The 25,774-nt window shown below is 72.8% G+C and carries 24 protein-coding genes, 2 pseudogenes and 1 riboswitch; of the genes and pseudogenes, 6 read left to right on the top strand and 20 right to left on the bottom strand.

Annotation, left to right across the window (positions count from 1 at the left end; genetic code table 11):
• Positions 1-46: 46 nt before the first annotated feature.
• From AAH979_RS25345 to AAH979_RS25325, 5 genes are all read right to left on the bottom strand, one after another.
• Positions 47-1,963: an EAL domain-containing protein gene (locus AAH979_RS25345; protein WP_346260621.1), complete on the bottom strand. Its 1,917-nt coding sequence runs from the start codon at positions 1,961-1,963 to the stop codon at positions 47-49.
• Positions 1,960-2,541 carry an RNA polymerase sigma factor gene (locus AAH979_RS25340; protein WP_346260620.1) on the bottom strand — a complete coding sequence of 194 codons (582 nt, stop codon included), beginning with the start codon at positions 2,539-2,541 and terminating at the stop codon, positions 1,960-1,962. The genes AAH979_RS25345 and AAH979_RS25340 overlap by 4 nt, the downstream gene beginning before the upstream one ends.
• 156 nt (positions 2,542-2,697) lie before the next feature.
• A complete protein-coding gene (locus AAH979_RS25335; RefSeq protein ID WP_346260619.1) occupies positions 2,698-2,979 on the bottom strand; it encodes a hypothetical protein in 282 nt (93 codons plus the stop codon).
• A 225-nt stretch (positions 2,980-3,204) separates the two neighbouring features.
• Positions 3,205-3,714: a DUF6328 family protein gene (locus tag AAH979_RS25330; RefSeq protein ID WP_346260618.1), complete on the bottom strand. Its 510-nt coding sequence runs from the start codon at positions 3,712-3,714 to the stop codon at positions 3,205-3,207.
• Between the two features lie 144 nt (positions 3,715-3,858).
• Positions 3,859-4,608 (bottom strand): SIS domain-containing protein, encoded by a 750-nt coding sequence (locus AAH979_RS25325; RefSeq protein ID WP_346260617.1) that lies wholly within the window; start codon positions 4,606-4,608, stop codon positions 3,859-3,861.
• A 132-nt stretch (positions 4,609-4,740) separates the two neighbouring features.
• Positions 4,741-4,848, top strand: a riboswitch (TPP riboswitch).
• A 76-nt stretch (positions 4,849-4,924) separates the two neighbouring features.
• Between AAH979_RS25325 and AAH979_RS25320 the strand changes: the two genes are divergently transcribed.
• From AAH979_RS25320 to AAH979_RS25310, 3 genes are read left to right on the top strand one after another with little or no spacing between them, the layout of a single operon-like run.
• Complete coding sequence (locus AAH979_RS25320) at positions 4,925-5,515, top strand: ECF transporter S component (RefSeq protein WP_346260616.1); 591 nt, start codon at positions 4,925-4,927, stop codon at positions 5,513-5,515.
• Between the two features lie 25 nt (positions 5,516-5,540).
• Complete coding sequence (locus AAH979_RS25315; protein ID WP_346260615.1) at positions 5,541-7,010, top strand: ABC transporter ATP-binding protein; 1,470 nt, start codon at positions 5,541-5,543, stop codon at positions 7,008-7,010.
• Entirely contained in the window at positions 7,007-7,807 is an 801-nt protein-coding gene (locus AAH979_RS25310; RefSeq protein ID WP_346260614.1) for an energy-coupling factor transporter transmembrane component T, read from the top strand. The genes AAH979_RS25315 and AAH979_RS25310 overlap by 4 nt, the downstream gene beginning before the upstream one ends.
• 50 nt (positions 7,808-7,857) lie before the next feature.
• Here AAH979_RS25310 and AAH979_RS25305 read toward each other — a convergent pair whose 3' ends face one another.
• Positions 7,858-9,870 (bottom strand): protein kinase, encoded by a 2,013-nt coding sequence (locus AAH979_RS25305; protein WP_346260613.1) that lies wholly within the window; start codon positions 9,868-9,870, stop codon positions 7,858-7,860.
• Between the two features lie 240 nt (positions 9,871-10,110).
• Here AAH979_RS25305 and AAH979_RS25300 point away from each other — a divergent pair, with 240 nt between their 5' ends.
• Together AAH979_RS25300 and AAH979_RS25295 are read left to right on the top strand one after the other, a co-directional pair.
• A complete protein-coding gene (locus AAH979_RS25300) occupies positions 10,111-11,832 on the top strand; it encodes a PHP domain-containing protein (protein WP_346260612.1) in 1,722 nt (573 codons plus the stop codon).
• Entirely contained in the window at positions 11,829-12,392 is a 564-nt protein-coding gene (locus AAH979_RS25295) for a hypothetical protein (RefSeq protein ID WP_346260611.1), read from the top strand. Before AAH979_RS25300 ends, AAH979_RS25295 begins: the two co-directional genes overlap by 4 nt.
• Before the next feature lie 180 nt (positions 12,393-12,572).
• Here the strand turns inward: AAH979_RS25295 and AAH979_RS25290 are convergent, their stop codons facing one another.
• The 3 genes from AAH979_RS25290 to recO all read right to left on the bottom strand — a co-directional run bounded on the left by AAH979_RS25290 (position 12,573) and on the right by recO (position 14,777).
• The gene (locus tag AAH979_RS25290) at positions 12,573-12,824 is read right to left on the bottom strand and encodes a hypothetical protein (RefSeq protein ID WP_346260610.1); all 252 of its coding nucleotides are present in this window, start codon (positions 12,822-12,824) and stop codon (positions 12,573-12,575) included.
• A 292-nt stretch (positions 12,825-13,116) separates the two neighbouring features.
• On the bottom strand, positions 13,117-13,929 hold the full coding sequence (locus AAH979_RS25285) for an isoprenyl transferase (protein WP_346260609.1): 813 nt from the start codon (positions 13,927-13,929) through the stop codon (positions 13,117-13,119).
• An 8-nt stretch (positions 13,930-13,937) separates the two neighbouring features.
• Positions 13,938-14,777, bottom strand: coding sequence for a DNA repair protein RecO (recO, locus tag AAH979_RS25280; protein WP_346260608.1), 840 nt, complete (start codon positions 14,775-14,777; stop codon positions 13,938-13,940).
• A gap of 173 nt (positions 14,778-14,950) precedes the next feature.
• Between recO and AAH979_RS25275 the strand changes: the two genes are divergently transcribed.
• Complete coding sequence (locus tag AAH979_RS25275) at positions 14,951-15,736, top strand: DUF4097 family beta strand repeat-containing protein (protein WP_346260607.1); 786 nt, start codon at positions 14,951-14,953, stop codon at positions 15,734-15,736.
• Here AAH979_RS25275 and AAH979_RS25270 read toward each other — a convergent pair.
• The 11 genes and pseudogenes from AAH979_RS25270 to AAH979_RS25220 form a co-directional block, all read right to left on the bottom strand.
• Complete coding sequence (locus AAH979_RS25270; RefSeq protein WP_346260606.1) at positions 15,717-16,847, bottom strand: acyltransferase; 1,131 nt, start codon at positions 16,845-16,847, stop codon at positions 15,717-15,719. The two genes, AAH979_RS25275 and AAH979_RS25270, sit on opposite strands and share 20 nt — an antisense overlap.
• A gap of 148 nt (positions 16,848-16,995) precedes the next feature.
• Complete coding sequence (locus AAH979_RS25265) at positions 16,996-17,652, bottom strand: MOSC domain-containing protein (RefSeq protein WP_346260605.1); 657 nt, start codon at positions 17,650-17,652, stop codon at positions 16,996-16,998.
• A 72-nt stretch (positions 17,653-17,724) separates the two neighbouring features.
• The gene (locus tag AAH979_RS25260) at positions 17,725-18,564 is read right to left on the bottom strand and encodes an NAD(P)-dependent oxidoreductase (protein WP_346260604.1); all 840 of its coding nucleotides are present in this window, start codon (positions 18,562-18,564) and stop codon (positions 17,725-17,727) included.
• A 37-nt stretch (positions 18,565-18,601) separates the two neighbouring features.
• Positions 18,602-19,579, bottom strand: a complete 978-nt coding sequence (gene era / locus AAH979_RS25255; RefSeq protein ID WP_346260603.1) for a GTPase Era — start codon at positions 19,577-19,579, stop codon at positions 18,602-18,604.
• Positions 19,576-19,971, bottom strand: a complete 396-nt coding sequence (locus AAH979_RS25250) for a cytidine deaminase (protein ID WP_346260602.1) — start codon at positions 19,969-19,971, stop codon at positions 19,576-19,578. Before AAH979_RS25250 ends, era begins: the two co-directional genes overlap by 4 nt.
• The gene (locus AAH979_RS25245; protein WP_346260601.1) at positions 19,964-21,391 is read right to left on the bottom strand and encodes a hemolysin family protein; all 1,428 of its coding nucleotides are present in this window, start codon (positions 21,389-21,391) and stop codon (positions 19,964-19,966) included. The genes AAH979_RS25250 and AAH979_RS25245 overlap by 8 nt, the downstream gene beginning before the upstream one ends.
• Entirely contained in the window at positions 21,391-21,858 is a 468-nt protein-coding gene (gene ybeY / locus AAH979_RS25240) for an rRNA maturation RNase YbeY (protein WP_101367540.1), read from the bottom strand. Before ybeY ends, AAH979_RS25245 begins: the two co-directional genes overlap by 1 nt.
• Positions 21,859-21,911: 53 nt before the next feature.
• Positions 21,912-22,343 (bottom strand): PhoH family protein, encoded by a 432-nt coding sequence (locus AAH979_RS25235; protein WP_346260671.1) that lies wholly within the window; start codon positions 22,341-22,343, stop codon positions 21,912-21,914.
• Positions 22,344-22,541: 198 nt separating this feature from the next.
• Positions 22,542-23,024: pseudogene (locus AAH979_RS25230) on the bottom strand (LAGLIDADG family homing endonuclease); the annotation flags it as partial.
• Between the two features lie 324 nt (positions 23,025-23,348).
• Positions 23,349-24,044: pseudogene (locus AAH979_RS25225) on the bottom strand (PhoH family protein); the annotation flags it as partial.
• A gap of 236 nt (positions 24,045-24,280) precedes the next feature.
• Positions 24,281-25,672 carry a serine hydrolase domain-containing protein gene (locus AAH979_RS25220; RefSeq protein ID WP_346260600.1) on the bottom strand — a complete coding sequence of 464 codons (1,392 nt, stop codon included), beginning with the start codon at positions 25,670-25,672 and terminating at the stop codon, positions 24,281-24,283.
• Between the last annotated feature and the right edge of the window lie 102 nt (positions 25,673-25,774).

Below are 25,774 nucleotides of genomic sequence, written 5' to 3'. Positions count from 1 at the left end.
CCCGGTGCCGGGCTGCCCCGCACCGACCGACCGGCGGTCCGTCCGGCTATCCGGTGGCGGCCCGCAGTTCCCGCTCCGGATCGACCTCCGGCTCGGCCGGCGCCACCGGCGTACGCGCCGGGCTGGTCACCGGCTTGGGCTTGCCGACCAGGTACCCCTGGGCGAAGTCCACCCCGTAGTCGCGGAGCAGATTCATGGTGGCCTCGTCCTCCACGTGCTCGGCAGCGGTCCGGATCCCCAACGCGCGGCACATCTCGACGATCGACCGCACGATGCCCCGGTTCGCCACCGAGTGCTCGATGCCGGCGATGAACTCGCCACCCACCTTCACCAGGTCCACCGGGAAGTAGGTAAGGAAGGCGAACGGAACGTGCCCGGACCCGAAGTCGTCGAGGGCGAGCTGGCAGCCGAGCTGGCGGATCCCGTACGCGAAGTTGTGCGCCTCGGTCAGGTTGCCGATCCGCGCCGTCTCGGTGATCTCGAAGGTGATCTGGCCGGGATCGACGTCGTACTGCTGGAGCCGCTGCTGTACCCGCTCCAGCAGGTGCGGGTCGCCGAGCGAACGCCCGGAGAGGTTCACCTGGTAGTGCGAGGTACGCGGGCCGCGGGCGATCAGCTCGATGGTGCGGTCGATCACCCACCGGTCGATCGGCAGGATCTCGTCCAGCCGCTCCGCGTCGCCGAGCAGGGTCGAGGCGGAGTGCGCCTGCCCGCCGTCGTTGACCACCCGGAGCAGGATCTCCTGCCGGGTGATCTGGTTGAGCCGCAGGTCGAGGATCGGCTGGGTGTAGAGGGTGAACCGGTTCTCCGCCACCGTCGCCCGTACCCGGCTCCGGCACAGCTCCCGGCGCTCGTCCTCGGCCGCCGGCTGGTCCAGGGCGACCCGGGCGACGCCGGTGGCCCGGGCCCGGCGCCAGGCCGTCTCCGCGTCCACGATCAGGTCGACGCCGCGGCTGCCGTCCCGGCCCTGGTAGCGGACCAGGCCGCCCCAGGCGTCGACCAGTCGGGTCCGGCCCAGCACGAAGGACTGGGACCGGATGCCGTCGATGATGACCTCGGCGAGCGCGGTGGCCGAACTCAGCGTGGTCCGCTGCATCAGTACCCCGAACTCGTTCGGACCGGTCAGCCCGCAGACGTCGGAGCGGCGGGCTACCCGGCGGACGACCTGGGCGACCGCCACCGCCAGCCGCTCCTGCTCGTCGGCACCGCCGGGCTCGCCGTCGACATCGGCGTCCGGGTCGAGCGCCGGGCCGACCGGCTCGACGGCCACCACCAGCAACACGCCCGGCCCGCCCCGCTGGGCGGTGTCGATCTCGTCGGCGAACCTGGCCCGGTGGAAGAGCCCGGTGACCGGGTCCCGGCCGGCCAGCTCCGCCTGCACCGTCTCGCGACGGCGGGCCAGCCGGGCCTGCTCCTGGCGGGCGAGTTCGAGTTCGGTGATGTCCCGGGCGGTGGCGATGATGCCGTGCGGCCGGTTCTCCCCGTCGACGATGTATTCCAGGTAGCAGTGCACGTACCGGGTGACCCGGTCCGGGCGGATCACCCGGCAGGTCGTCTCCCGGACGGTACGGTCCCGCCACACCGACTCGACCACCCGGCGTACCCCGTCGACGTCGTCGGGGTGGACCAGCCGGGCCAGCGCCGCGACCGAGTGCCGCAGCGTGCCGGGCGGATAGCCGAGGATCAGGGACATCTCGTCCGACCAGGTCAGCTCTCCGCTGGCCCGGATCCAGGTCACGGTGCCGAGCTTGGCCAACTGCGCCGCCCGGGTGATCCGGGCCGCCTCGTCGGTGTCGGCGGTCAGCGGATCCCGTACCTCGATGTCGCCGGTCAGGTCGCGGCCCTCGGAGAGCGCCCGCTGATATTCCTGCTGCACCCGGCGGGTGGCCCGGCGTGCTCGGGCCCGTTCCAACTCGCTGCACGTCCGGTCCGAGGCCAACGACAGGATCTCGTCCAGGTTCATCCCCGATCCCTCCCGGACGGCGTCTCGAAGCCCGCCTGCTGGGCGAGTTCCTTCAACCGGTGCCGAGCCTCCTGCCGGTACGTCCGCACCGTGTTGTACGCGATGCCGAGGATGGCCGCGATCTCGTGGTCGGACCAGCCGTCCAGCGCCAGTACGAATACCTCGGCCTGGCGGGGCGGCAGCCTCGGCAACCAGCCGCGCAGCAGCTCCCGGGCCTCCGCCGGGTCGGCCGGTTCGGCGAGCCGCTCCGGCGGTACCTCCTCCAGACTGACCGTCACGTCCTGCCGGCGGCGCCGTTGCAGCACCAGCAGCTTGTACCGGGCGGTCTTGTACATCCAGGCCAGCGGCTTCTGGTAGTCCCGGATCTGCTCCCACTTGTCCCGGGCGGTGATGAACGCCTCCTGTACGGCGTCCTCGACCAGCCCCCGGTCCGCGGACTGGGCGAGCAGGAAGCGCTCGACCAGCACGAAGTTCCGCTGGCAGAACGCCTCGAAGCTCACCTCGGAGTCGGCCTGGCCCCGGTCCCCCAACCGGGCGGCCGACTCGGCCCGCACCACTGCGTTGTCCCCGCTCCTCATGCCGTCACTCCGCTGCGCTCCGTGCCGTCATGAGGCTCAATCACACTGAGCTGACTGATTCGCTCGCTGCGCTCGCTCATGCCGGCACTCCGCTGCGCTCCGTGCCGTCATGAGGCTCAATCACACTGAGCTGACTGATTCGCTCGCTGCGCTCGCTCATGCCGCCTCGCCCCCGTCTGTTCGACGAAGACCCCGCAGCTCCACGACCCGGTGCCCGTCGCGGTCCCGCTCGTCGATCCGTACGTCGGCGGAGCGGCCGCCGGCCAGCCGGATCAGGCCCATGGTGCGGGCCCGGGTCCGCGCCGACCACTCCCGCTCCGCCTGCACCCGGCTGCGGTGCCGCAGAAAGCCCCGAACCAGCAGCCCCAACCCCCCGATCAGGCCCACCAGCACTGCCACCGAACTCCCGGTCGACAGTCCCCCCAGAACCTCGCTCATCCTCGCCTCTCGCGGTCCGTAGTTGTCGTTCCGGATATAACTCTCCGTCAAGGGCCTCGGTGTAGGGGGCGACCCGCCCGGGCGAAGATGCCAATGATCAAAAATGTGGCGACTAGCTGGTGCGTTTCCTCCGATCAGCCACAGTAGACGGACTGATCAAATGAGCATATATACTGTCCAGTATGGATTACACAGAGCGACATCCCCCAGCCTGGCGGGGTGTGCTCAGTCGACCGCGTCGGGGCGGGCGGCGGCCGGCGTCTCGTCGTCGTCCTCGTCGGCCTCGCCCCAGTTGCGGCGCAGGAACGGCAGCACGGCCCAGAAGGTCAGGAACCAGGCCCCGGTCAGCGCGCTGAGTACGAACGCGACCGCTCGGGGCAGCAGGAAGTCGGTGATCAGCAGCACCGAGCTGACCATCGAGACCAGCATGAAGGCCAGCCCGCCGGTCGCCATGCCGTGCGCGAACCGGACCAGTTCCGGCTTGCGCCCCTGCCGGAAGAGCGCCCGGTGGAAGGCGACCGGCGAGATGATCAACGCGGTGGCGGCCGCCGCCGACAGCAGCGCGACGACGTAGGTGTCCTTCTGGAACGTGGTGGCTCGCGGAAAGCCGTTGCTGAAAGGCAGGGTGAGCAGGAAGGCGAACAGGATCTGCACCCCGGTCTGCGCCACCCGCAGCTCCTGCAACAGGTCGGCGAAGTTGCGCTGCCAACGCTGCTTCTCCGTCTCGACGGCCACGTGGGCCACCTCCCGTTCCGGTCGAAGTTCGCAGCAGTGTGCCCGAACCGGCCGTACGTGAAACGCGAGGAAGCCTCGACAGCGGACGCGGCGGCAGTACCGGTGGCAAACCGGGCGGCGCCGGAGGTCTGCGGTACCCGGGGGTCAGCCGCCCCGGCGGATCCGGCCGGCGTACCGGGCCTCCAGGGTGTTGTTGTGCTCGTCGCTGTCCGGAATGTTGGCCGAGAGGTAGACCGGGGCGGTCTCGCCCGCCGCGACCAGCCGGCGGACCACCTCCACCACGACCTGCTGGGCGAGCAGCGCAGCGGTGATCGACGACACCGCGCCGACCGCACCGCCGCTGGGCAGCGGCAGCGTCGCGTCGCCGTACGGGGCGCCGTTGTCGAGCACCACGTCGGCGAGATCGCTCAGCTTGCGTCCGGACGGGTGCCGGGACGCCACCCGGGCCGAGTGCTGCTGCGAGGTGATCGCGATCAGCCCGTGGCCGTGCTCCTTGACCAGCGACGCGAACTCGACGATGGTGCCGTTCACCCCGGAGTTCGAGGCGATCACGAAGACGTCCCGGGGGTCGATCGGGGTCAGCTCGTAGAGTCGGCGGGCCACGGTCGGGTCCCGTTCCAGGGTGGGGCCGAGGATGTCGACCGGCTCGCCACCGCGCAACACCAGGTCGCGCAGCGCGATCCGGTTCGTCGGGACCAGTCCGCCGGCCCGGCCGGCGATCTCCATGGCCAGCGCCTCGGAGTGGCCGGTGCCGAACGCCTGCACCACTCCGCCGGCCCGGAGCGCGTCGGTGACCAGGTCGGCCGCCCGGCGTACGCCGTCCCGGGCGGCGGCCGCCACCCGCCCGATCGTCTCGGTGACCACGTCGAGATAGCCCTCGGGGCTGAGTGTCACGCCGCACGCGTCCCTTCGAGATGTTGATCTGGGCCATCCACCCTATCCCGTGACATCGTGGGCACCACCACATCCACCGGCTCCACCGCTGTCGGCGCAGCGGCATCCGGTGTACCGTCTGCGCAACAACAGCACATCCGACAGGGGAGCGCACAGCGCTGAGAGTGCGGGTGACACACCCGCAGACCCTCGAACCTGATCTGGGTAATGCCAGCGCAGGGAGTTCGGTCGAGTCTCCAGCCGCGCCGCAGTCCGGGCCGTCCCGGGTTGCGGCGTGCGTCTTGCCTGGTGTGCCACGCGACTGGGAGGCACGCTCATGAGTCCGTCCACCACCACCAGATGGCGCACCGTCGACATCGTCGTCGCCTCGGTCATCGCGGTCGCGTTCGGGGTCATCTTCTGGGCCTGGAACCTGGTGTGGAGCGCCACCGAGGGTGCGTTCACGTTCTTCCCGCCGGCCCAGGCGGTCATCTACGGCATCTGGCTGGTGCCGGGAGTGCTCGGTGGCCTGGTGATCCGCAAGCCGGGTGCGGCACTGTACTGCGAGTTCCTCGCCGCCTTCGTCTCGGTGTTGCTGGGCAGCCAGTGGGGCACGGTCGCGATCCTGCAGGGGCTCGCCCAGGGCGTCGGCGCGGAGGCGGCGTTCCTCGCCGTCGGGTACCGCTCGTTCCGGCTGCCGGTGGCGATCGGCTCCGGCCTGCTGGCCGGTCTCGCCGCCGCGATCTTCGACCAGGTCCGCTACTACTCCGAGTACGACTTCGACTCGTTCCGGCTGCCGGTCTTCCTGTTCACCGTGCTCAGCTCGGCGGTGCTCGCCGGTGCCGGCGGCTGGGCGCTCACCCGGGCGCTGGCCCAGACCGGCGCGCTGGACCGGTTCCCCGCCGGCCGCGAGCGTACCGCCGTGTGAGCGGCGCGGACCCGGTGGTGTCGTCGTGAGCGAGGTACGGCTGCGCGGCTTCGGCTGGCGGCACGCCGGCCGACGGGCCTGGGCGGTCCGCGACATCGACCTGCGGATCGGGCACGGCGAGCGGGTACTCCTGCTCGGCGCCTCCGGTGCCGGCAAGAGCACCCTGCTGGCGGCGCTGGCCGGGCTGCTCGCCGAGGACTCCGGCGAGCAGGAGGGCACCGTCGAGATCGACGGGCTCGATCCGCGCAAGGCCCGGGAGCGGGTCGGCATCGTCTTCCAGGACCCGCAGACGCAGCTCGTGATGGCCCGGGCCGGCGACGACGTGGCGTTCGGCCTGGAGAATCGAGGTGTTCCCCCCGAGGAGATCTGGCCCCGGGTCACCGAGGCACTGGCCCGGGTCGGCTTCCCGTACGGCCTGGACCGGTCCACCGCCGCGCTCTCCGGCGGCGAGCAGCAGCGGCTCGCCCTGGCCGGGGTGCTGGCGCTGCGGCCCGGACTGCTGCTGCTCGACGAGCCGACCGCCAACCTGGACCCGGCCGGCGCGGCCCTGGTCCGGGGCGCGGTCCGGGCGGCGGTCGACGACGACACCACCCTGATCCTGGTCGAGCACCGGGTGTCGGAGGCGCTGCCGCTGGTCGACCGGGTGGTGGTGCTCGAACCGGGTGCCGGGGTACGGGCCGACGGCCGCCCGGCGGAGGTCTTCGCGGCGCACGGTGCGGCGCTGGCCGCCGCCGGGGTCTGGGTGCCGGGGCCGCCGCCGGCACCGCGCCGGGGCGCGACCGGCCCCGGTGACGTGTTGCTCACCGCCGACCGGCTCGGCCTGCCGCCCCGGCTGGCAAGCACCGACCTGCGGGTACGCGCCGGCGAGGCGCTCGCCGTGCTCGGTCCCAACGGTGCCGGCAAGTCCACGCTGGCGCTGCTGCTCGGCGGGCTGCTCCGGCCCGGCACCGGCCGGCTGTCGGCTTCCCCGGCACTGGCCGGCCGGCACGCCGGCACCGCACCGCACCGGTGGCGGGCGCCGGTGCTGGCCGGCCGGATCGGCTCGGTCTTCCAGGACCCGGAGCACCAGTTCGTCCGGAGCACGGTCTTCGAGGAGCTGGCGCTCGGGCCGCGCCGGACCGGCCAGCCCGAGGCGGCGGTCCGGTCGGTGGTGGACGAGCTGCTGGTCCGGCTCCGGCTGGACCGGTTGGCGGCGGCCAACCCGTACACCCTCTCCGGTGGCCAGGCACGGCGGCTGAGCGTGGCGACGGCGCTGGCCACCGCGCCCCGGCTGCTGGTGCTGGACGAGCCGACCTTCGGCCAGGACCGGCGTACCTGGCTCGAACTGGTCGACCTGCTCGCCGGGCTGCGGGACGGCGGGCACGGCATCGTCACCGTCACCCACGACGCCGACTTCGTCGCCGCGCTGGCCGACCGGACGATCCGGCTCGGCGGCGACGGGGCCGGGCAGCCGGTGGATCGGGCCGGCACCGGATCGGCGGGGCGGGCCGGATGATTCCGTACCAGCCGATCGCCGCCCCCGACGCACCGCTGGCCCGGCGCAACCCGGTGGCCAAGGTCGCCGCCGCGCTGGTCGTCTCCGTCGCGCTGATCGCCACGGTGGACCCGGTGGCCCCGGCGGTGGCGATCGGGTTCGAGCTCGCCGTGGTGCCGCTCTTCGGCCTCCGGTACGCGGCACTGGCCCGGCGGGCCTGGCCACTGCTGCTCAGCGCGCTGGGCATCCTCTGCACCCTGGTGCTCTTCGCCGCCGAGCGGACCGGCAGCCTGCTGTGGCAGGCCGGGCCGGTGGAGGTCACCAGCGGAGTACTGGTCACCGCGCTGGGCATGGCGCTACGGGTGATCGCGGTGGCGCTGCCCGGGGTACTCGTCTTCGCCACCACCGATCCCACCGACCTGACCGACGCGCTGGTGCAGAACGTCAAGGCACCGCCCCGGTTCGCGATCGGGGCGCTGGCCGCGTTCCGGCTGGTGCCGCTGCTCGCGCTGGAGTGGCGGATGTTGAGCCTGGCCCGGCGGGCCCGGGGCATCGATGCCGGACGGAATCCGCTGACCCGGCTGCGGCTGTTCGGCTCGACCGCGTTCGCCCTGCTGGTCGGGGCGATACGCCGGGGTACCCGGCTGGCCACCGCGATGGACGCCCGCGGCTTCGACTCGGGCTCGCCGCGTACGTCGGCGCGCCGGCAGCGGTTCACCGGTGCCGACGCCGCCCTGGTCGTCGGCGCGGCGGCGCTGGCCGGCGGAGCACTCGCGGTCAGCGTCGCGCTCGGCACCTTCCGCCCACTGGTCGGCTGAGCGGCCGGCTTCGACGGCGCGGTGGCGGTCCGACGCCGCCATGCGCCCAGTCAGTCCAGGGTGGCGATCTCGACGTTTCCGAAGGCGACCCGGTGGGACGGCTCCCGGCCCTGGTCGGAGGCGGGATCGGAAAAGATGCCCAGCACCACCCGGCCGGCCACCGGAGCAGTGTCCCGCGCCGAGCCGATCTGCCGGCCGTCCTGATAGAAGCGCAGCTCCTCGCCGTCGGCGACCACACCGACCCGGATCCGGCCGTCCGGCCGCCGATCCGGCGGGTACGGGAAGTCGCCGGTCTCGCTCGCCGTGTCGGACCCGTGCTGCATCAGGTGGTACCCGTCGGCACAGACCCGCAGCACGTAACCGCCCCGCGCGTCGGTGAACCGGAACCAGATCCCGGCGCAACTGCTCGGCTCGACCAGGGTCACGTCGACGTCCACCCGTACGTCGGCCCAGGTCTCCTGCGGCCCCGGGCACCGGTACGGGCCGTCGCTCTGCTTCGACACCACCAGCCCGCCGTCGAACTCGCACCCGACCCGGTGCCGCTCGTCCGTCCTCGGCAACCACCGGCCCGACCTGGTCAGCGGGTCGGCCACCACCACCCGGCCGGACGGAGGCGTCCCGGCGGACGGGCCGGCATCGGTCGGGGTGGGACCGGCCGGCGCGGTCGGGCCACCGATCGTGGCCCCCGGCCCCGCGTTGGCCAGCGGACCCGGAGGCGTTTGGCTGGCCGCTCCCCGGTCCCCGCCCCGCGGCAACACCCCGCTGGCGTAACCGACGCTGACCCCCGCGCCGACCAGCCCGACCAGCGCGAACAGCGCGCTGGCGAGGATGCCCCACCGGCCACCTCCCCGGCGGCCCGGCCGGGCGGGCACCACCGGCTGTCCGGGCGGCGCCGGGCGGACCGTTCCGGCCGGTACCCCGGGCGCGACCGCGGCCGCCGGAGCCACCCCGGCGGTGACGGGTCGCGAGCCGCCCTGCCCGACCAGGCCGTCCGGCTTGCCGGCGGACCGGTCCGGGGTACCGGGCGGACTCGCCGTCGTACCGGGCGGACTCGCCGTCGTACCGGGCGGACTCGCCGTCGTCCCGATGGCCGTCCCGGTGGCCGGGCCTGCGACCAGCGCGGTCTCGGCCAGCGGGCGCTGGTCGGTGGCGGCCTGGGCCTGCTCGACCGCGGCCAGCAGGTCAGGTTGCCCAACCAGCGTCTCGGCGGCCTGACCGGTCCGGCCCGGTCCACCGGCCAGCAGCCATTCCAGCAGGTCACGGGCGGCCGGCCGGCGGTGCGGCTCCTTGGCCAGCGCCAGCTCGACCAGTTCGCGCAGGGGTCCGGTCAACCCGTCGAGATCGGGTTCCTCGGTCATGATCCGTACTGCGGTGGCGGCCGGGGTCCCGGCGGCGAACGGGGTGCGCCCGGTGCCGGCGTACGCCACCACGGCGCCCCAGGCGAAGACGTCCGCGGCCGGGGTGAGTACGCCCTTGGTCGCCGACTCGAACCGTTCCGGCGCCATGTACGCCACCGTGCCGATCACCTGGTCGGTCCGGGTGCCGGCGGCGGTGCCGTGCATCGCGCGGGCGATCCCGAAGTCGATCACCTTCGGGCTGCCCGGCGGCAGCAGCACGTTGCTCGGCTTGAGATCGCGGTGGATCACCCCGGCGCCGTGGATCGCGGTCAGCGCGGTCGCCATCCCGATCGCCAGCCCGTGGAGGTTGCCCGGGGTGAGCGGGCCACGGTCGGCGACCACGGTGGACAGGCTGGGGCCATCGACGTACTCGACGACCAGGTAGGGCGGGTCGTGGTCGGGATCGGCGTCGAGCACCTCGGCGGTGCAGAACGGTGGCACCTGGCGGGCCCGCTTCACCTCGCCCCGGAACCGGCGCCGGAACTCGGCGTCGTGCGCCAGGTCCGGCCGGATCACCTTGACCGCGACCGTACGCCCGCCGGACAGCCGCGCCAGGTAGACGGTGCCCATGCCGCCCTCGCCCAGCCGACCGACCAACTCACACGGGCCGAGTTGGCGTGGATCGGTGGGCCGGAGCGGTCGCGCCCCGGCAGCCTCGCCCGTCATCCCGACCTCCACCGCCCCGCAAACCAGCCACCCCCGTCGCCGGAAGTCGGGTAAGTATCACATTGGAGCAGCTCCATCGGCAGGCCGGGCGGGAATGGCCCGCCCGGTCGATCCGGTCCACCGGCCCACCCATGTCCGCGTCAGCATGTTTGCACAGGTGCCCTGAACAGGTCATCTGTTGTTTCCCGAGCCAGGCGAGATTAGGCCACCTGCACTGGATCGAGAAGAGAGAGCGATCTCATGGGCCACGGCCATCCGCACCACCACCACGAGCAGCACCACGGTCACGACCACGGCACCGGCGGTGAGCTGCCCGCCGCCGTGGACCTGGGCGTACCGGACGAGGAGCTGTCGCCCGCCGACCGCTCCCGGCGGGGTTTCCTGCGCAACGCGGGCCTGCTCGGCGCCGGTGCCGCCGCGACCGTACTGGCCACCCCCGAACTGGCCCACGCGCACGGCTCGCACGGCGACCAGGGCGGACCCGGCGGCGACCGGGACCGGCAGGGCGGCTTCCAGTGGCTCGCCGGTGACCACCACATCCACACGCAGTACAGCTCGGACGCCCAGTACCGGGTGATCGACCAGGCCCGGCACGCCCGGGCGTACGGGTTGGACTGGATGGTCGTCACCGACCACGGCAGCGTGGCGCACGCGAAGATCGGCGTGGAGAAGGTCAACCCGGACATCGTCGCCGCCCGGAGCCGGCTCAAGGACCTGCTGATCTACCAGGGCCTGGAGTGGAACATCCCGGCCGCCGAGCACGCCACCGTCTTCGTCGCGCCGGGGCGCAACGAGGTGGCGGTGCTGAAGGAGTTCGAGAACGCCTTCGACGGCAGCGTGAAGGGCGCGGGCGACTCGACCCCGGCGAACGAGGCGCTGGCGATCGCCGGCATCAAGTTCCTCGGCGAGGCGGTCCGGCGCCGCCGGGTCGAGGGTGCGCTCTTCCTCGCCAACCACCCGGCCCGGCGCGGCATCGACTCGCCGCACGAGGTGCGGGGCTGGCGCGACGCCGACCCGACCGTGGCGATCGGGATGGAGGGTGCCCCCGGGCACCAGGCCGCCGGCCTGCCGAGGTTGACCGCCGGCCGGGCCCGGGGCTACTACGACAACAACCCGTCCGCCGCGTCGTTTCCCGGCTACCCGCTGGAGAGCTACCGCACCTGGGGCGGCTTCGACTGGATGACCGCCACCGTCGGCGGGCTCTGGGACAGCCTGCTCGCCGAGGGCAAGCCGTGGTGGATCAGCGCCAACTCCGACTCGCACGTCAACTACCTGGACACCTCGCAGCGCGGGCCGGGCGGGAACTTCGACGCCGACGGCCGCTACCCGGACCCGGTGTACGGGCCGCTGCTGACCGAGGCCGGTGACTACTGGCCGGGCCAGTACAGCCGGACGCATGTCGGGGCGACCTCGTTCAGCTACCGCGCGGTGATGGACGGGCTGCGCTCCGGCCGGGTGTGGGTGGACCACGGCGGCCTGATCAGCGGTCTCGACGTACGCGCCCGGGTGGCCGGGGACCGCCGGAAGGACTCCGGCACCCCGCTCGGCGGAACGCTTCGGGTCCGGCGCGGAACCCCGGTGGAGCTGACCATCGAGATCGACCTGGCGAACACACCGAACTGGTCGCAGTTCGTGCCGGTACTGGCCCGGGTCGACGTGATCACGGGCCGGGTCACCGGCCCGGTGCGCGACCGTGACGCGTTCACCGCCCCGACCGCCAAGGTGGTGAAGTCGTACGAGGTCGGCAAGGGCACCGGACGGGTCTCGTTCACCTACTCGTTCGGCCGGGTCGACGAGCCGTTCTACGTCCGGCTGCGCGGCACCGACGGCAGGCGCAGCGCGCCCGGCCTGATGGGCGCCGCCGTGGACCCGCACGGACCGGCGATCGACGTGGTCGGGGCCGCCGACCCGTGGCAGGACCTGTGGTTCTACGCCAACCCGATCTGGGTGCTGCCGAGTTGACCGGCGGGCACCCCGGCGTCACCCGGGCCGGCTCCGACGCGGGGGCCGGCCCGGTGCTCGGACTCAGCCTGGGGCACCGGACCGACCGGGAGGCCGAACACTGGCTGCGCGAGTACGTTCGGCCGCTCGGCCGTCCCGATCTGGTCGCCTGCACGCACCTGACGGCCACGCCGTACCCGCACGTCACGATCAGTGTGCGGTTGCCCGGTGCGGCGCTGCCGGAGCTGCCGGTCACCGCGCCCGAGCTGCGGGAGGCGGCCGGGCACGGCGCCGCCGAGCACCTCGCCCGGCGGTCCGGCCGGGCGGTGCGCTATCCCGGTGTCGAGCTGCTCGTCGGCACCCTCACCGTCGCCGAGCTGATCGAGGTGAGCGCCATCGAGCGGGTGACCGTGCTCGGCGGCGGGGTGCCGGACCCGGACACTCCGGTCGAGACCCGGGACTTCGTGCGTCCACAGTGGTTGGACGGGCGGCTGACCCTGGTCACCACGCCGGTCGCGGGCGACCGGATCGGGCCCTTCGAGGTACCCGACCCGACTCCCTGCTGCGCGGACCACCGGTAACCGCCGGCCACCCGCCACCGGGGACGCGCAGCAGCCGGGCGGCCGGGGAGAACGGCCGGAGACGCCGGGCGCGATCCCCGGGTACCAGCCGGAGACGCCGGGCGGCGGGTACGCGTGGGGTCGGCAGGCGCCGGCCCCACGCGTACGGCGGCCCGGGAGCGGGTCGACTCGCGGGCCGGCTCAGCTACGCCGGAAGGCGTACCGGCGGGACGAACCGGCGCCCCGACCGCGTCCGACCCCGCCCGGACCGCCGTTGCGGATGATCGGACCGGCCTTCGGCGCCGCCGGTCGCTGGGGCGCCGGGGTGCCGTCACCCGGCAGCACGATCGGGGTACCGAGTTCGATGGACTCGTCGGCCGGCCGGCCGGTCCGGGTCGGGGAGCCGGATCCGGTGGAGCCGGTGGTCTTCCTGGACTTTCGTTTGGCAGGCATACGGTGTTCTCTCCTCCTGGTCGGGACCGCTCCGCTTGCACGGCGGCAGCAGCGCGGGATGGGGATCCCGGGAGTCCGTTCGCAGAGGTGTCACCGGCAGGTGACAGGTCGCCGGAGAGGGCGGAACGGTACGGACGCCCGGAGCGCTCACACCCGCGCCGCGCGGGACAGGCGGGCGGGTGGGCTCGGATGAAGGGGCATCAGTACCGCATGCCTGGACCATAACCCGGGCGGTCCCCTGGGCGCACCCGTTTTCCGGGTCGAAGTCGCGCCAGGTTCACCGCGCCGGCGGTCAGCCGTGCGCCGGCCCGGGCGCGACCGGGTTGGGCAGGGCGCCGCCGAACCGGCGGTCCCGCTGGGCGTACAGCTCGCAGGCGTACCAGAGGTGGCGGCGGTCGAAGTCCGGCCAGAGAGTGTCCAGGTAGACCAGTTCGGCGTACGCGCTCTGCCAGAGCAGGAAGTTGGAGATGCGCTGTTCGCCGGAGGGGCGGAGGAACATGTCGACCGGCGGCACCTCGGGGTGGTAGAGGTACCGCGAGATCATCTTCTCGTTGACCTTGTTCGGGTCGACCTTGCCGGCCGCGACGTCCCGGGCGATCGCGGCGGCGGCGTCGGCGATCTCGGCCTGCCCACCGTAGTTGACGCAGAACTGGAGGGTCAGCGTCGAGTTGCCCCGGGACATCTCCTCGGCCGTCTGCAACTCCGAGATCACGCTCTTCCAGAGCCGACCGGCCCGGCCGGACCAGACCACCCGGACCCCGAGGTCCACCAACTGGTCCCGGCGGCGCCGGATGACCTCCCGGTTGAAGCCCATCAGGAAGCGCACCTCGTCCGGCGAGCGGCGCCAGTTCTCCGTCGAGAAGGCGTACGCCGAGAGGTACGGGATGCCGAGCTCGATCGCGCCCTCGATGGTGTCGAAGAGGGAGTACTCGCCCTGCTCGTGACCCTTGGTCCGGGGCAGTCCACGCTGCTTGGCCCAGCGCCCGTTGCCGTCCATCACCACCGCCACGTGCTTGGGCAGCGCCTCGACCGGCAGCGCCGGGGGCCGCGCCCCGGACGGATGCGGGTTCGGCGGCACCGGCTTCCGACGGGCTCGGTTGGTCATCGCTCGGATCACTGTGCTTCCTTCGCTACGTCCGCCGGGTCGGGGCGCGGGGCGTGTCGCGCCCGTTCCGTACGCTCGCCGGTCGAGCCCCTGTCGACCAGCGGCAACGAGCGTAACCCCCGCTCCAGATGCCATTGCAGGTGTGCCGCCACCAGCCCGCTGCACTCCCGGCGGTGCGGCGAGGAGGCGGCGTCCGCCGTCGGCCAGTCCCCGGAGGCGAGCGCGGCCATCAGGTCGAGGGTGGCCGGCGCCGGATGGGCGGCGCCGGGCGGTCGGCAGTCCGGGCAGACACACCCCCCGGCGGGTACGGAGAACGCGCCGTGCCGGCCCGGCGTACCGCAGACGGCGCAGGCGACCAGTGCGGGCGCCCAGCCGGCCAGCCCCATCCCGCGCAGCAGGTACGCGTCCAGCACCAGGGTGCTGGCGTGCTCCCCGTCGGCCAGCGCACGCAGCCCGCCCAGGGTGAGCTGGAACAGCCGCAGCGACGGCTCCCGCTCGACCGGGGTGAGCCGCTCCGCCGTCTCGGCGATCGCACTCGCCGCCGTGTAGCGGGGATAGTCGGCGACGAACGCCTTGCCGTAGAGCCGGATCCCCTCCACCTGGCTGATCGAGTGCAGCGAGCTGCCCTGCTCGCCCTTTGGGTCGCCGGCGATCTGGAGGTCGATGTGGCCGAACGGCTCCAGCCGGGCACCGAACCGCGAGGTGGTCCGGCGTACCCCCCGGGCGACCGCCCGCAGCCGACCGTGCCGGCGGGTCAGCAGGGTGATGATCCGGTCGGACTCGCCGAGTTTCTGGACGCGCAGCACCACCGCGTCGTCGCGGTAGAGCTGTCGGCGGTACCCGGGCACCCGCCCATTGTTCCCTGCCGGCGCATCCGGCCGGGCGCCCGGTCCGGGGCCGTCCAGGTCCGGGCGACCGTTCCCCGATCGGCGACCCTGAGACCGTTCTCAGGGTCGGCATCGGGGTGGGTCGGTGGCGGACCCGGATGTCCGGCGAGCCGCCGCGGCCATAGCCTTCGGCCATGCTCGTTTCCCGGACCACCGCCCTGACCGGTGGGCTCGCCCTGGTCGCCCTGATCGCCCTGGCCGGCTGCGACGGCCTCGCCGAACAGCGCCTCACCTACGACCGCACCGAGGACGTGAAGATCACCGAGATCGAGATTTCCCCCGGCGCCGGAGACGTGGTGGTACGCACCGGAGCCGTGCAGAACGTCCGGATCGAACGGGTGGTGCAGTACCGCGGCCCCGAACCGAACGACGCCACCTACCGGATCGAGGGCACGAAGCTCATCCTGGACACCGACTGCGGCCGGCACTGCGGGGTGTCGTACGACGTCCTCGCCCCGGCCGGCGTCGCGCTGCGCGGCGAGAACGGCTCCGGAGACGTCACCCTGACCGCGCTGGCCGAGGTGGACCTCAAGGTCGGCTCCGGCGACATCTCGGTGACCGATGCCAGCGGCTCGGTACGCGTCGAGACCGGCTCCGGGGACGTCACCCTCAACCGGGTGCCCGGCACCGTCTCGGCGCGGGCCGGCTCGGGGTCGATCGAGGGACGCTCGCTGGGCGCCGGAAAGGTGACCGCCCAGACGGGTTCCGGCGACATCTCGCTGACCCTCACCGCCGCCGGCTCGGTCCAGGCCAGCGCGTCGAGCGGCTCGATCGACCTGACCGTCCCGGCCGGCGGCTACCAGGTGACCGCACACGCCGACTCGGGCAGCACCGACGTGCAGGTGCCGAACGACCCGGCCGCGACGTCCGTGCTCGACGTGCAGACCGGCAGCGGCAGCATCACCGTCCGATCGAGCTGAGGCCGGCGGGCTCGCCGGCCGGCGTACTCCGTGCGGGGTCCGCCGAGACCGGCGGTGCGGCGACGCCGGCCGGCGGTCCAGCCGGTGGCGCGGCGACGCCGGCCGGCGCCCGGGCGGTGCCGCCGGGCAGCAGGCACGGCGGGCGCCGGGCCGCCAGGTCCTCGACCCAGCCGAAGAGCGCGACCGCGACCGCCACCAGCACCGCGACGGCGGCCAGCCGGGCCGCCAGGCCCAGCGCGGAGGAATGGGCCAGCCCCAGCCCGGAGAGCAGTTCGTTGAGGGCGATCACGAGGGGCATGTGCCAGAGATAGACGGTCAGCGCCCGGCTGTTCAGCACGGTCACCGCCCGGTCGAGCAGCGCCCAGCGGTCGACCCAGGCGACGGCCGAGGGGGCCAGTCCGAAGACCAGCAGCACGAAGGCGACGGACCAGAGCGCGTTGCCCAGCGGTACGTCGTTCAGGTCGTAGCCGCGCGGCCCCTGGTGGGTGAGGATCCAGCCGAGGCCGGCCGCGCCGACCGGTACCGCGATCGCCACCAGCAACCGGCGGGGGATCCGCCGCAGCAGCCCGTCGTGCTGGGCGAAACCGAGCAGCCAGGCCCCGTAGTAGAGCCCGAAGTCGCGGAGCAGTCCCGGCGCGTCCGGATAGCCGAACTCGACGACTCCGAGCAGCAGGTACGGCGCGAGCAGCGTCGGCACCGGCCAGCGCCGGAACAGCCAGCGGGCCAGCGGCGAGACTGCGACGAACCACAGGTAGTCGCGCAGATACCAGACCACGCTCAGGGCCAGCGCGCCCCAGGAGTTGGCCGGCGGGTCGGCCAGCGGCACCGCCCAGAACACCAGCCGCCAGGACGGCGCGAGTCCGGTGAGCAGCATGGCGGGTACGAAGAGCAGCGCCAGCAGCCAGAGCGACGGCAGGAGTCGACGCAGCCGACGGCCGACGGCGGCCGGGCCCCAACGGTCGAGGGAGTTGGCCATCAACGCCCCGGCCAGCGCGAACATCACCGACATGGCCGGGAACGCCAGGGTGAGGAAGGCCCAACCGGTGACGTGGTAGACGACGACACGGACGATGGCAAGACAGCGGAGCAGGTCGTAATACCGGTTTCGCATCAGCCTGACTTGGTCGACGGGAGCAGGGGCAGGTGCCTTCCTACCCCGCATCCCCGCCGCCGCAACGGATTCCGGAAAGGTGGTGAGATGAATCTTCCGGAAATTGGCGGCGAATAGCCCGGACCCGCCGTCGGGTACGCCTACCGGATCAAACGCCCAACCTCCGGCGTACCTGCTCCCGGAGCCCCTCCGGGGCCTCCTCGACGGCCAGCAGCCGGGGCAGCAGTTCCGGTTCGGACATCCAGGCCCGGAACCCCTCGGCGACGGTCACCCCGTGCTCCGGCCGGTGCAGCACCGTCACCTCGTCACCGGCCCGCACCTGGCCCGGCTGCACCACCCGGAGGTACGCCCCCGGCCGGGCCGCCCGGGTGAACTGCGTCAGCCACTGCGGCACCCCCATCTTGAGCTGGAAGGTGGCGCACGGGATCCGGCCGAAGGTGGTCTGCAGGACCAGCTCGGCACCGATCCGCCACTGCTCGCCGAGGACCGCGCCGTTCACGTCGAGCCCGACCGTGGTGAGATTCTCCCCGAAGAGCCCACCGGGCAGCGGACGCCCCAGCTGCGCCTCCCACCAGTCGTAGTCCTCCCGGGCGTACGCGTACACCGCCTGGTCGTCGCCGCCATGGTGCGCCACGTCGAAGATCTGGTCACCGACCAGGCCACTGCCCAGCCCGACGGTCTTCGGTCCGGGCGCCCGGACCAGCACGGGCCCGTCCACCGGACGCTTGTTGATGCCGGTGGTGCCGACCGCCTTGGCGCTGTTCGGTTCGGGCACGGCCAGGTTGACCGAGAGGATTTTCCCCATAGGTCCGCACCCTACCCAGTCCCGTCCTTCGACAGACACCGATTTCACCCGCCGGCCGGGGCCCTCCAGACCTCAGCGCCGCTCGCCGAGCGGGTAGCCGCAGAACTGGGCGCCGATCAGACCGGCGGTGGCGGCTTCGCCGTCGAGCGGGCGTGCCCGGTCGGCGTAGTGCTCGGCGTCGTCCTCGGGCTCGTACCCGATCTCCTGCCCCTCGGCCAGCGACCACCAGCGGCGACTGTTCCGGCTGATCCCCCAGAGCAGCCGGAAGCCGGTCGCGTCCGCCCGCAGGCAGGCGTCGACCAGCCGGGCACAGTCGTCCGGGGAGATCCAGTTCTCCAGCCCGCTCACCCCGGGCGGCTCGGGGAAGCAGGCGCCGAGCCGCAGTGCGAAGACGGTGATGCCGAAGCGGTCCGCGTAGAGGCTGCCGAGCGACTCGACGGCCGCCTTGGACCAGCCGTAGTAGGTGTCCGGGCGGGGCGGCACCGCCGCCGGCACCCCGTCCGGCCCGGTCGGTGCCGGTACGCCGGCCGGCTCCGGGCTGCTGCCGGCCCGGCGGTACCAGCCGGCCGCATGGATCGACGAGGCGAGTACCACCCGGGGTATCTGCGCCGTGCGGGCCGCCTCCAGGACGCTCCTGGTGCCCGCCACGTTCACCCGGAGCAGTTCGGCGAAGGTGTCCTCGCCGGGAATCGCGGCCAGGTGCAGTACGGCGTCGACCCCGGAACAGGCCGCCGCCAGCGCTGCCGGGTCGAAGATGTCGGCACGGACGATCTCCACCGGTTCGCCGGGCGCCGCCGGCGGCTGGTCGGCGACGTCGAGCAGCCGCAGGATCCGCTCCGGGCCGGCCAGCCGGGGCCGGAGCAGCCGCCCGACCCGCCCGGCCGAGCCGGTGACCAGTAGCCGTGCCGGCATCCGCGCCTCCCCTCCCCGGGTCGATCGGCGGGCGGGCTCAGAAGCCGAGCTTGCGGAGCTGCTTCGGATCCCGCTGCCAGTCCTTGGCGACCCGGACGTGCAGGTCGAGGTAGACCCGGGTGCCGAGCAGTTCCTCGATCTGCTGCCGGGCCCGGATGCCGACCTCCTTGAGCCGGCTGGCCCTGGCCCCGATCACGATCGCCTTCTGGCTGGAGCGTTCCACGTAGACGTCGGCGTAGATCTTCATCAACCGGTCCTCGGGGATCATCTCCTCGACCACCACCGCGATCGAGTGCGGCAGCTCGTCCCGGACCCCCTCCAGGGCCGCCTCCCGGATCAGCTCGGCGACCAGGATCTGCTCCGGCTCGTCGGTGAGCATGTCGTCGGGATAGAGCTGCGGCGACGACGGCAGATAGCGGGTCATCACGTCGACCAGGGTGTCCACCTGGTGGCCGGAGACCGCGCTGACCGGTACCACCTCGGCGAAGTCGCCCAGCTCGCTGACCGCGAGCAACTGCTCGGCCAGCCGCTTCCGGTCCACCAGGTCGGTCTTGGTCACCACCGCCAGCACCGTGGCCTTCAGCTCGGCCAGCTCGCCGGTGATGAACCGGTCGCCCCGGCCGATCGGCTCGTCCGCCGGGATGCAGAGGCCGATCACGTCGACCTCGCTCCAGGTCTGCCGGACCAGGTCGTTGAGGCGCTCGCCGAGCAGCGTACGCGGCCGGTGCAGCCCCGGGGTGTCGACCAGGACGAGCTGCGAGTCGGGCCGGTGCAGTACGGCCCGGATCACGTGCCGGGTGGTCTGCGGCTTGTTGGAGGTGATCGCGATCTTCTGCCCGACGATCGCGTTGGTCAGCGTCGACTTGCCGGCGTTCGGCCGCCCGACGAAGCAGGCGAACCCGGCCCGGTAACCGGCCGCCTCGCGGGTCGACCGCTGGCCGGCCGCCTCGCCGGTCGACCGCTGGCCGGTCGATCGCTGGCGGGTCGACCGGTTGCCGGAGTCTGCTGCGGTCACTCCAGCACCGTGCCGAGCAGGGTGCCGTCCGGGGCGGCGACGTGGATCGGGGCGTCAGCGGCGAGGTCGCGGACGGCGGCGTGCCCGGCGCCGTCCAGCGTCGACGCCTCGGTCACCACCGCACCGGCCTCCAGCCGGGTGGCCCCGGCGGCGACCGCCGAGGCGACCGCGAGCTGCAACGCGGTGATGGTCAGCGAGGGCAGCGAGACGCTGGCGGCGGCGTACGTCCGGCCGTCCTGGTCGCGTACTGCCGCGCCCTCCACCGCGCCGATCCGGCCCCGGGCACCCCGGGCCAGGACCACCAGCTTGGTGTCCTCGGCGGTCAGCTCGACCGTCGCCGACGGGGTGTGCCCGCCGACCGGGGCGGTCGGCACGGCGGACGGCTCAGGCATCAGCGGGTTGCCTCTCCTCGGCCCGGGAGTACTGCTCCCGGGTGCTCTGTCCGCCCCGGACCTCGGGGTCGGTAACGGTCTGCTCCGGCTCGTCGGCGGCGGTGAGCCGGCGGACCAGTACGGAGTCGATGTGGTTGCGCCGGCCGGTGGTGCCCTCGGCGATCAGCCGCAGCCCGCCCACGTCGGCCGAGGCGCCGGGCAGCGGCACCCGGCCGAGGGCCTGGGCGAGCAGCCCGCCGACCGTCTCCACCTCGTCGGTCGGCAGCTCGACGTCGAACAGCTCGCCGAGGTCCTCCACCGGCAGCCGGGCGGTGACCCGCACCTGGCCGTCGTCGAGGCGCTCGACCGGCGGGCGCTCGACATCGTACTCGTCGGTGATCTCGCCGACGATCTCCTCCAGGATGTCCTCGATGGTGACCAGCCCGCCGGTGCCGCCGTACTCGTCGACGACGATCACCATGTGGGTACGGGCGGCCTGCATCTCGGAGAGCAGGTCGTCGACCGGCTTCGACTCGGGCACGAAGGTGGCGGTGCGCATCACCTCGGAGACCGGCCGCCCGGCGGCGGCGGGGTCGTCGCCCTGGGTCTGCCGGATCACGTCTTTGAGATAGAGCACCCCGAGCACGTCGTCCACGCTGTCCCCGATCACCGGGATCCGGGAGAAGCCGGAGCGGAGGAAGAGCACCAGCGCCTGCGGCAGCTTCTTGTGCGCCTCGATCCAGACCATCTCGGTACGCGGCACCATCACCTCGCGGACGATGGTGTCGCCGAGCGCGAAGACGGAGTGGATCATCTGCCGTTCGCCGTGCTCCACGACGCCGCGCTGCTCGGCGAGGTCGACCAGCTCACGCAGCTCGACCTGGGTGGCGAACGGGCCCTCCCGGAAGCCACGCCCCGGGGTGACCGCGTTGCCGATCAGGATCAGCAGCGAGGCGAGCGGGTTCAGCACCCGGCCCAGCCAGCGGACCAGCGGCGCGGTGACCCGGCCGACGGTGTAGGCGTGCTGCCGGCCGATGGTGCGCGGCGCCACGCCGACCACCACGAAGCTGACCACGGTCATCGCGCCCGCGGTGACCAGGGCGGCGGTCCAGCCGGCGCCGAAGGTGTCCACCGCGACCAGCGCGACCAGGACGGTCGCGGTCAGTTCGCAGAGCAGCCGGAGCAACAGCAGCAGGTTGATGTGCCGGACCGCGTCGGCGGCGACGACCTGGAGGGTACGCGCGCCGCGTACGCCGTCCCGGGCCAGCTCGCCGGCCTGGGCCGGGGAGACGGCGCCGAGCGCGGCGTCGGCCATCGCGAAGATCCCGGCGAGCACCACCAGACCGGCGGCGAAGAACAGCAACTGGAGATCGGGCAGGCCACCCGGGGTGCTGGCGGACGACGCCAGCAACGCGGGCAGCGCGGCTAAATGGTCAGGCATCACTGGGTCCGGGTCGCGCGCCAGCTATCCAGGAGCCGCGCCTGTAGCGCGAACATCTCCCGTTCCTCCTCCGGTTCGGCGTGGTCGTAGCCGAGCAGGTGCAGTACGCCGTGCACGGTCAGCAGGTGCAGCTCGTCGGCGGCCGAGTGCCCGGCGGTGGCGGCCTGCTTGGCGGCGACCTCCGGGCAGAGCACGATGTCGCCGAGGAGCGCCGGCTCACCGCCGTTGACCTCGCCGGGCCCGTGGTCGACGCTGCCCTCGTCCATCGGGAAGGCGAGTACGTCGGTCGGGCCGTCGCCACCCATCCAGCGGTGGTTCAGCTCGGTCATGTAGTCGACGTCGACGAGCAGCACCGACAGCTCGGCGAGGGAGTTCACTCCCATCTCGTCGAGGGCGTGCCGGGCCACGGCGAGCACGGCGTCGGTGTCGACGGCGCTCCCCGACTCGTTGGCGATCTCGATGGACAACTGGTTCCCCTGATGGACTGTGGAAAGCTGCGGTGACTGCACTGTCGGACGGACTAGCGGCGCCGGCTGGCCCGGCCGCCGTGCGCGGTCCGCCCCGGTACGGCGTGCACGCCCTGGCCCTGCTGCTGGGACTCCCGCTCGGCGTCCCAGCGGGCGTACGCGTCCACGATGTCACTGACCAGCCGGTGCCGCACGACGTCAGAGCTGGAGAGTTGGGAGAAGTGCACGTCCTCCACGCCCTCCAGGATGTCCCGGACGGCGCGCAGGCCGCTGGTCGTACCGCCGGGCAGGTCGACCTGGGTCACGTCACCGGTCACCACGATCTTGGAGCCGAAGCCCAGCCGGGTGAGGAACATCTTCATCTGCTCGGGCGTGGTGTTCTGTGCCTCGTCCAGGATGATGAACGCGTCGTTGAGCGTGTTGTGCGTGACCAGGAAGTGGTCGGTGACGTACAGCGAGTCCTCCGCCGCGACCTGGATGCACATCGTCTCCTGCACGCCAGCGGGGAGGATCGAGTCGATGAAGCGCATCGGCCGGCCACCTCCGTGCGCCTCGTAGAGCCGGCGCTTACGGCTCAGTCGGAAGGGAGCGATCCCCTCCGGCAGCCGAATCTCCACGACGTAGGCGTCCGCCCGGTACGGAACCGCGCGACCGTTCGCGAGGCCGGGCTTGCGCCCCTCCGCCTCCCGAACCCGCCAGGAAGCCACCCCACCGAGCGACTGGACCAGATAGATGACGTCGTCGCGCAGCCGGGCGGATGTCGTCGAGTACTGCACCCGGCAGGTGCGCCCCGCCTGGACGACCGGCCCGCCGTCCGTGTCCAGCAACCCCTGGAGCACGGCTAGGCGGATGTCGACGCCGTTGCGCTTGTACACCTCCGGCACGAACTTGGTGCCGGACGTGGTCCCGGCCAGCTCCAGCTCGCGGAGCGCGACGGTCACCGGGTTGGCGACGATCACGCCACCACGGCCACCGTTGACGTGCCGGAGGACGTAGTCGATGTCACCCTTGCGGACTAGTTGAATGTCGGGGAGCGCCGCCTCGAGTGCGACCGCCAACTCCGGGTCCGCCGTGGTGAATCCCGGCGTCGTCCGGCACGAGATGGAGCCGTCGCCGAGCAGCAGACCGAGGGCGTACGGGTCGAGCGGAACCTCCTGCGGCTCCATCTGCACGGGTGCCACGATCGGGAGTTCGTAGCGGTGGATGTAGCCCCGCCGCTCCTTGCCGATCATCTCCTGCGTTTCGAGGGTGCGCTGGCGGCCGCGTCGCTTGTCCTCGGGTGTCGCGACCGTCCAGAGGTGCTCACCGCAGCAGAGGGTGGACGCGCCGTCCTGGGTGGTGACCCGGTAGACCTGCTTGGGCCCCTGCGGGTAGATGCCGATCACCGGCGTGGGCTCGCCGTTCGAGCCGATGACCAGGTCACCAATCTGAAGTGAACCGAACGGCTTGAATCCCTCTGGAGTCAGAACCCGCGCATCGTACGGCTGCGCACGACCCCGCATATATGCCAGCGGCGCGACCTCGATCGTCCCGGCGGCCATCAGCTTCGGGATGGAGTCCGGGTCGAGCATGTCGTGCAGCGCGTCGTAGAGCGGCCGCAGGTAGGGGTCGATCTTCTCGTGCAGGGTGCCGGGCAGGAAGCCGAGCCGCTCGCCGGCCTCGACCGCCGGCCGGGTCAGGATGATCCTGTTCACCTGCTTGGCCTGGAGCGCCTGCACGGCCTTGGCCATCGCCAGGTAGGTCTTGCCGGTACCGGCCGGGCCGATGCCGAAGACGATGGTCTTCCCGTCGATCGCGTCGACGTACCGCTTCTGGCCCAGCGTCTTGGGCCGGATGGTCCGGCCGCGCCGGGACAGGATGTTGAGCGTCAGCACCTCGGCGGGGCGCTCGGTGCCGCCCTGCTCGATCATGCCGAGGGTACGCCGCACGGCGTCGGTGGTCAGTGTCTCGCCCTTCTCGATCAACTCGAGCAGCTCGGTGAAGAGCCGTTCGGCAATGGCGTTGTCGCCAGGGGCACCGGTGAGGGTGATCTCGTTCCCCCGGACGTGCACGTCACTGGGGATCGACCGCTCGATCAGTCGCAGGATCTCGTCGCCCGCGCCGAGCAGGTTAACCATGATCTTGGGGTCAGGAACCGTGATCCTGGTCTGCACCCGGGCCTGCCCCGGGGGTGGGGTACCGGTCATGGGTCGGGCCCGAGGCCCTGTGCCACCTGCTTCCGATCTCGGTGCCGCGGTGCCACCGGGAGCTTCCCGGCTGGTCGCGCGACGTGCGGACGTTGGAGTCATCGTATCCGTTCAACGCCGACGGCACGCTGCCCATTTCCGCCGCTCTCCACCGACCTGGGCAGGTCGTCCACCCGGTGGTAGTGACCTTGCCGGACGGGTCGGTGCGGGCGAGCCCCGGAACCGGACAGAAGCCCTCAGTCCGCCCGGAAGTCGAAGCGGTCGAAGGTCTCCTGGCGCCGAGTGAAGCGGTAGGTGGCCCAGTGCATCCGGACCACCTCGCCCCGGTCGTCCCGGGTCAGCCGGAGCAGCTCGCCGACCTCCCGCCCGGAGACCGTACGCAGCACGTCCGGCCGGTCCGGCAGCGGCGCGAAGACGGCCGGCGGCTTGCCGGCCGGGTCCGCGGCGCCGTGGGCCCGCAGGGCGCCGTCCCGCCACGAGAAGACGTACTCGAAACCCTCGCCCCACCAGCGGCCGAGCAGCCCGCGGTAGGGCTCCGGAGCCGGCTCGCCCGGGGTCCACGGCACGATGTCGGCGGGATCGTCCTGCGCCGACGCGGCCAGGATCTGGTGCGCCAGCTCGTTCACCGCGACACCGGTACCGGAGGAGCCGAGCACCGCGCAGCCCATCGCCCCGGGGGTGCCGGGACCGCCCCGCCGGCCGTAGACGCTGGCCAGGAAGCCGGGCATGGCACCGTCGTGGCCGACGTGCATGATCCGCTCGGCGGCTCCCGAGGCGTCCCGCTGGGGCAGCAGAATCAGGCCCAGCCCGAAACCGGCGCTCCAGAGCGACTCGTCGGTCACCGTCAACGGCCAGCGCATCTCGTCCAGGGTGGCCGGCCGGAGCACCGCGCCGGCCGGGTCCAGCCCCGCCGGGTCGGCCAGGAACGCCGCCCAGCGGGCCATGTCGGGTGCGGTACTCCAGAGCTGGGCCGCCGGCCCGACCGCGCCGAGGTCGGTGTTCGGCTCCGGCCGGGCGTGGTCGGAGTAGGCGTCGACCAGGAAGCCGGTCGCCGCGCCCGCCGGCGGGTGCGTGACGGTGTCGGCCAGCCCGAGCGGGCCGAGTACCCGGTCGGCGAGCACCTCCGCCCAGGTGCCGCCGCGCAGCCGGGCGACCGCCTGGCCGAGCAGCGCGGCCCCGAGGTTGGAGTAGTGGAATCGGCGGGCCGGCGGCAGTACCCGTTCGGCCCGGGCCAGGTCGGCGAGAAACTCGTCGAGTTCCGGGCTGTGCAGGGTGTCCCACACGTCGCCGTACGGCTCGCGCTGTACCCCGGAGGTGTGCGACAGCAGCCGGCGTACGGTCAGCTCGCCGTGTGCCGGTACGTCGAGGTGCGCTCCGATCGGGTCGTCCAGGTCGAGCAGTCCGTCGTCCCGGCACTGCAACACGAGTACGGCGGTGAAGGTCTTCGTCACCGAGCCGATCCGGAACGCCGTGCCCGGGCCCAGCGGGGCGTCGTTGCCGGTGGTGCCGACCGTGCAGGTCTGCAGCGGCCGGTCGGCCCGGTGCAGCGCGGCCGAGACCGCCGGAATCCGGGACTCGGCCTGCGCCTGCCGGACCAGCCGCTCGAACTGCCGGTTTCCCCCGGTCATGATCCCCCCTAGCCCACGATCCCCTCGCCAAGATCACGGATCTTACGCCCGCCCACCTGGGCCGGCCGCCCGCCCACCTGGGGCCCGCCGCCCGCCCAGCGG

Source organism: Plantactinospora sp. ZYX-F-223 (assembly GCF_039649625.1).
Classification (GTDB): Bacteria; Actinomycetota; Actinomycetes; order Mycobacteriales; family Micromonosporaceae; genus Plantactinospora.
This window is presented reverse-complemented; position numbering and strand designations above follow the sequence as displayed.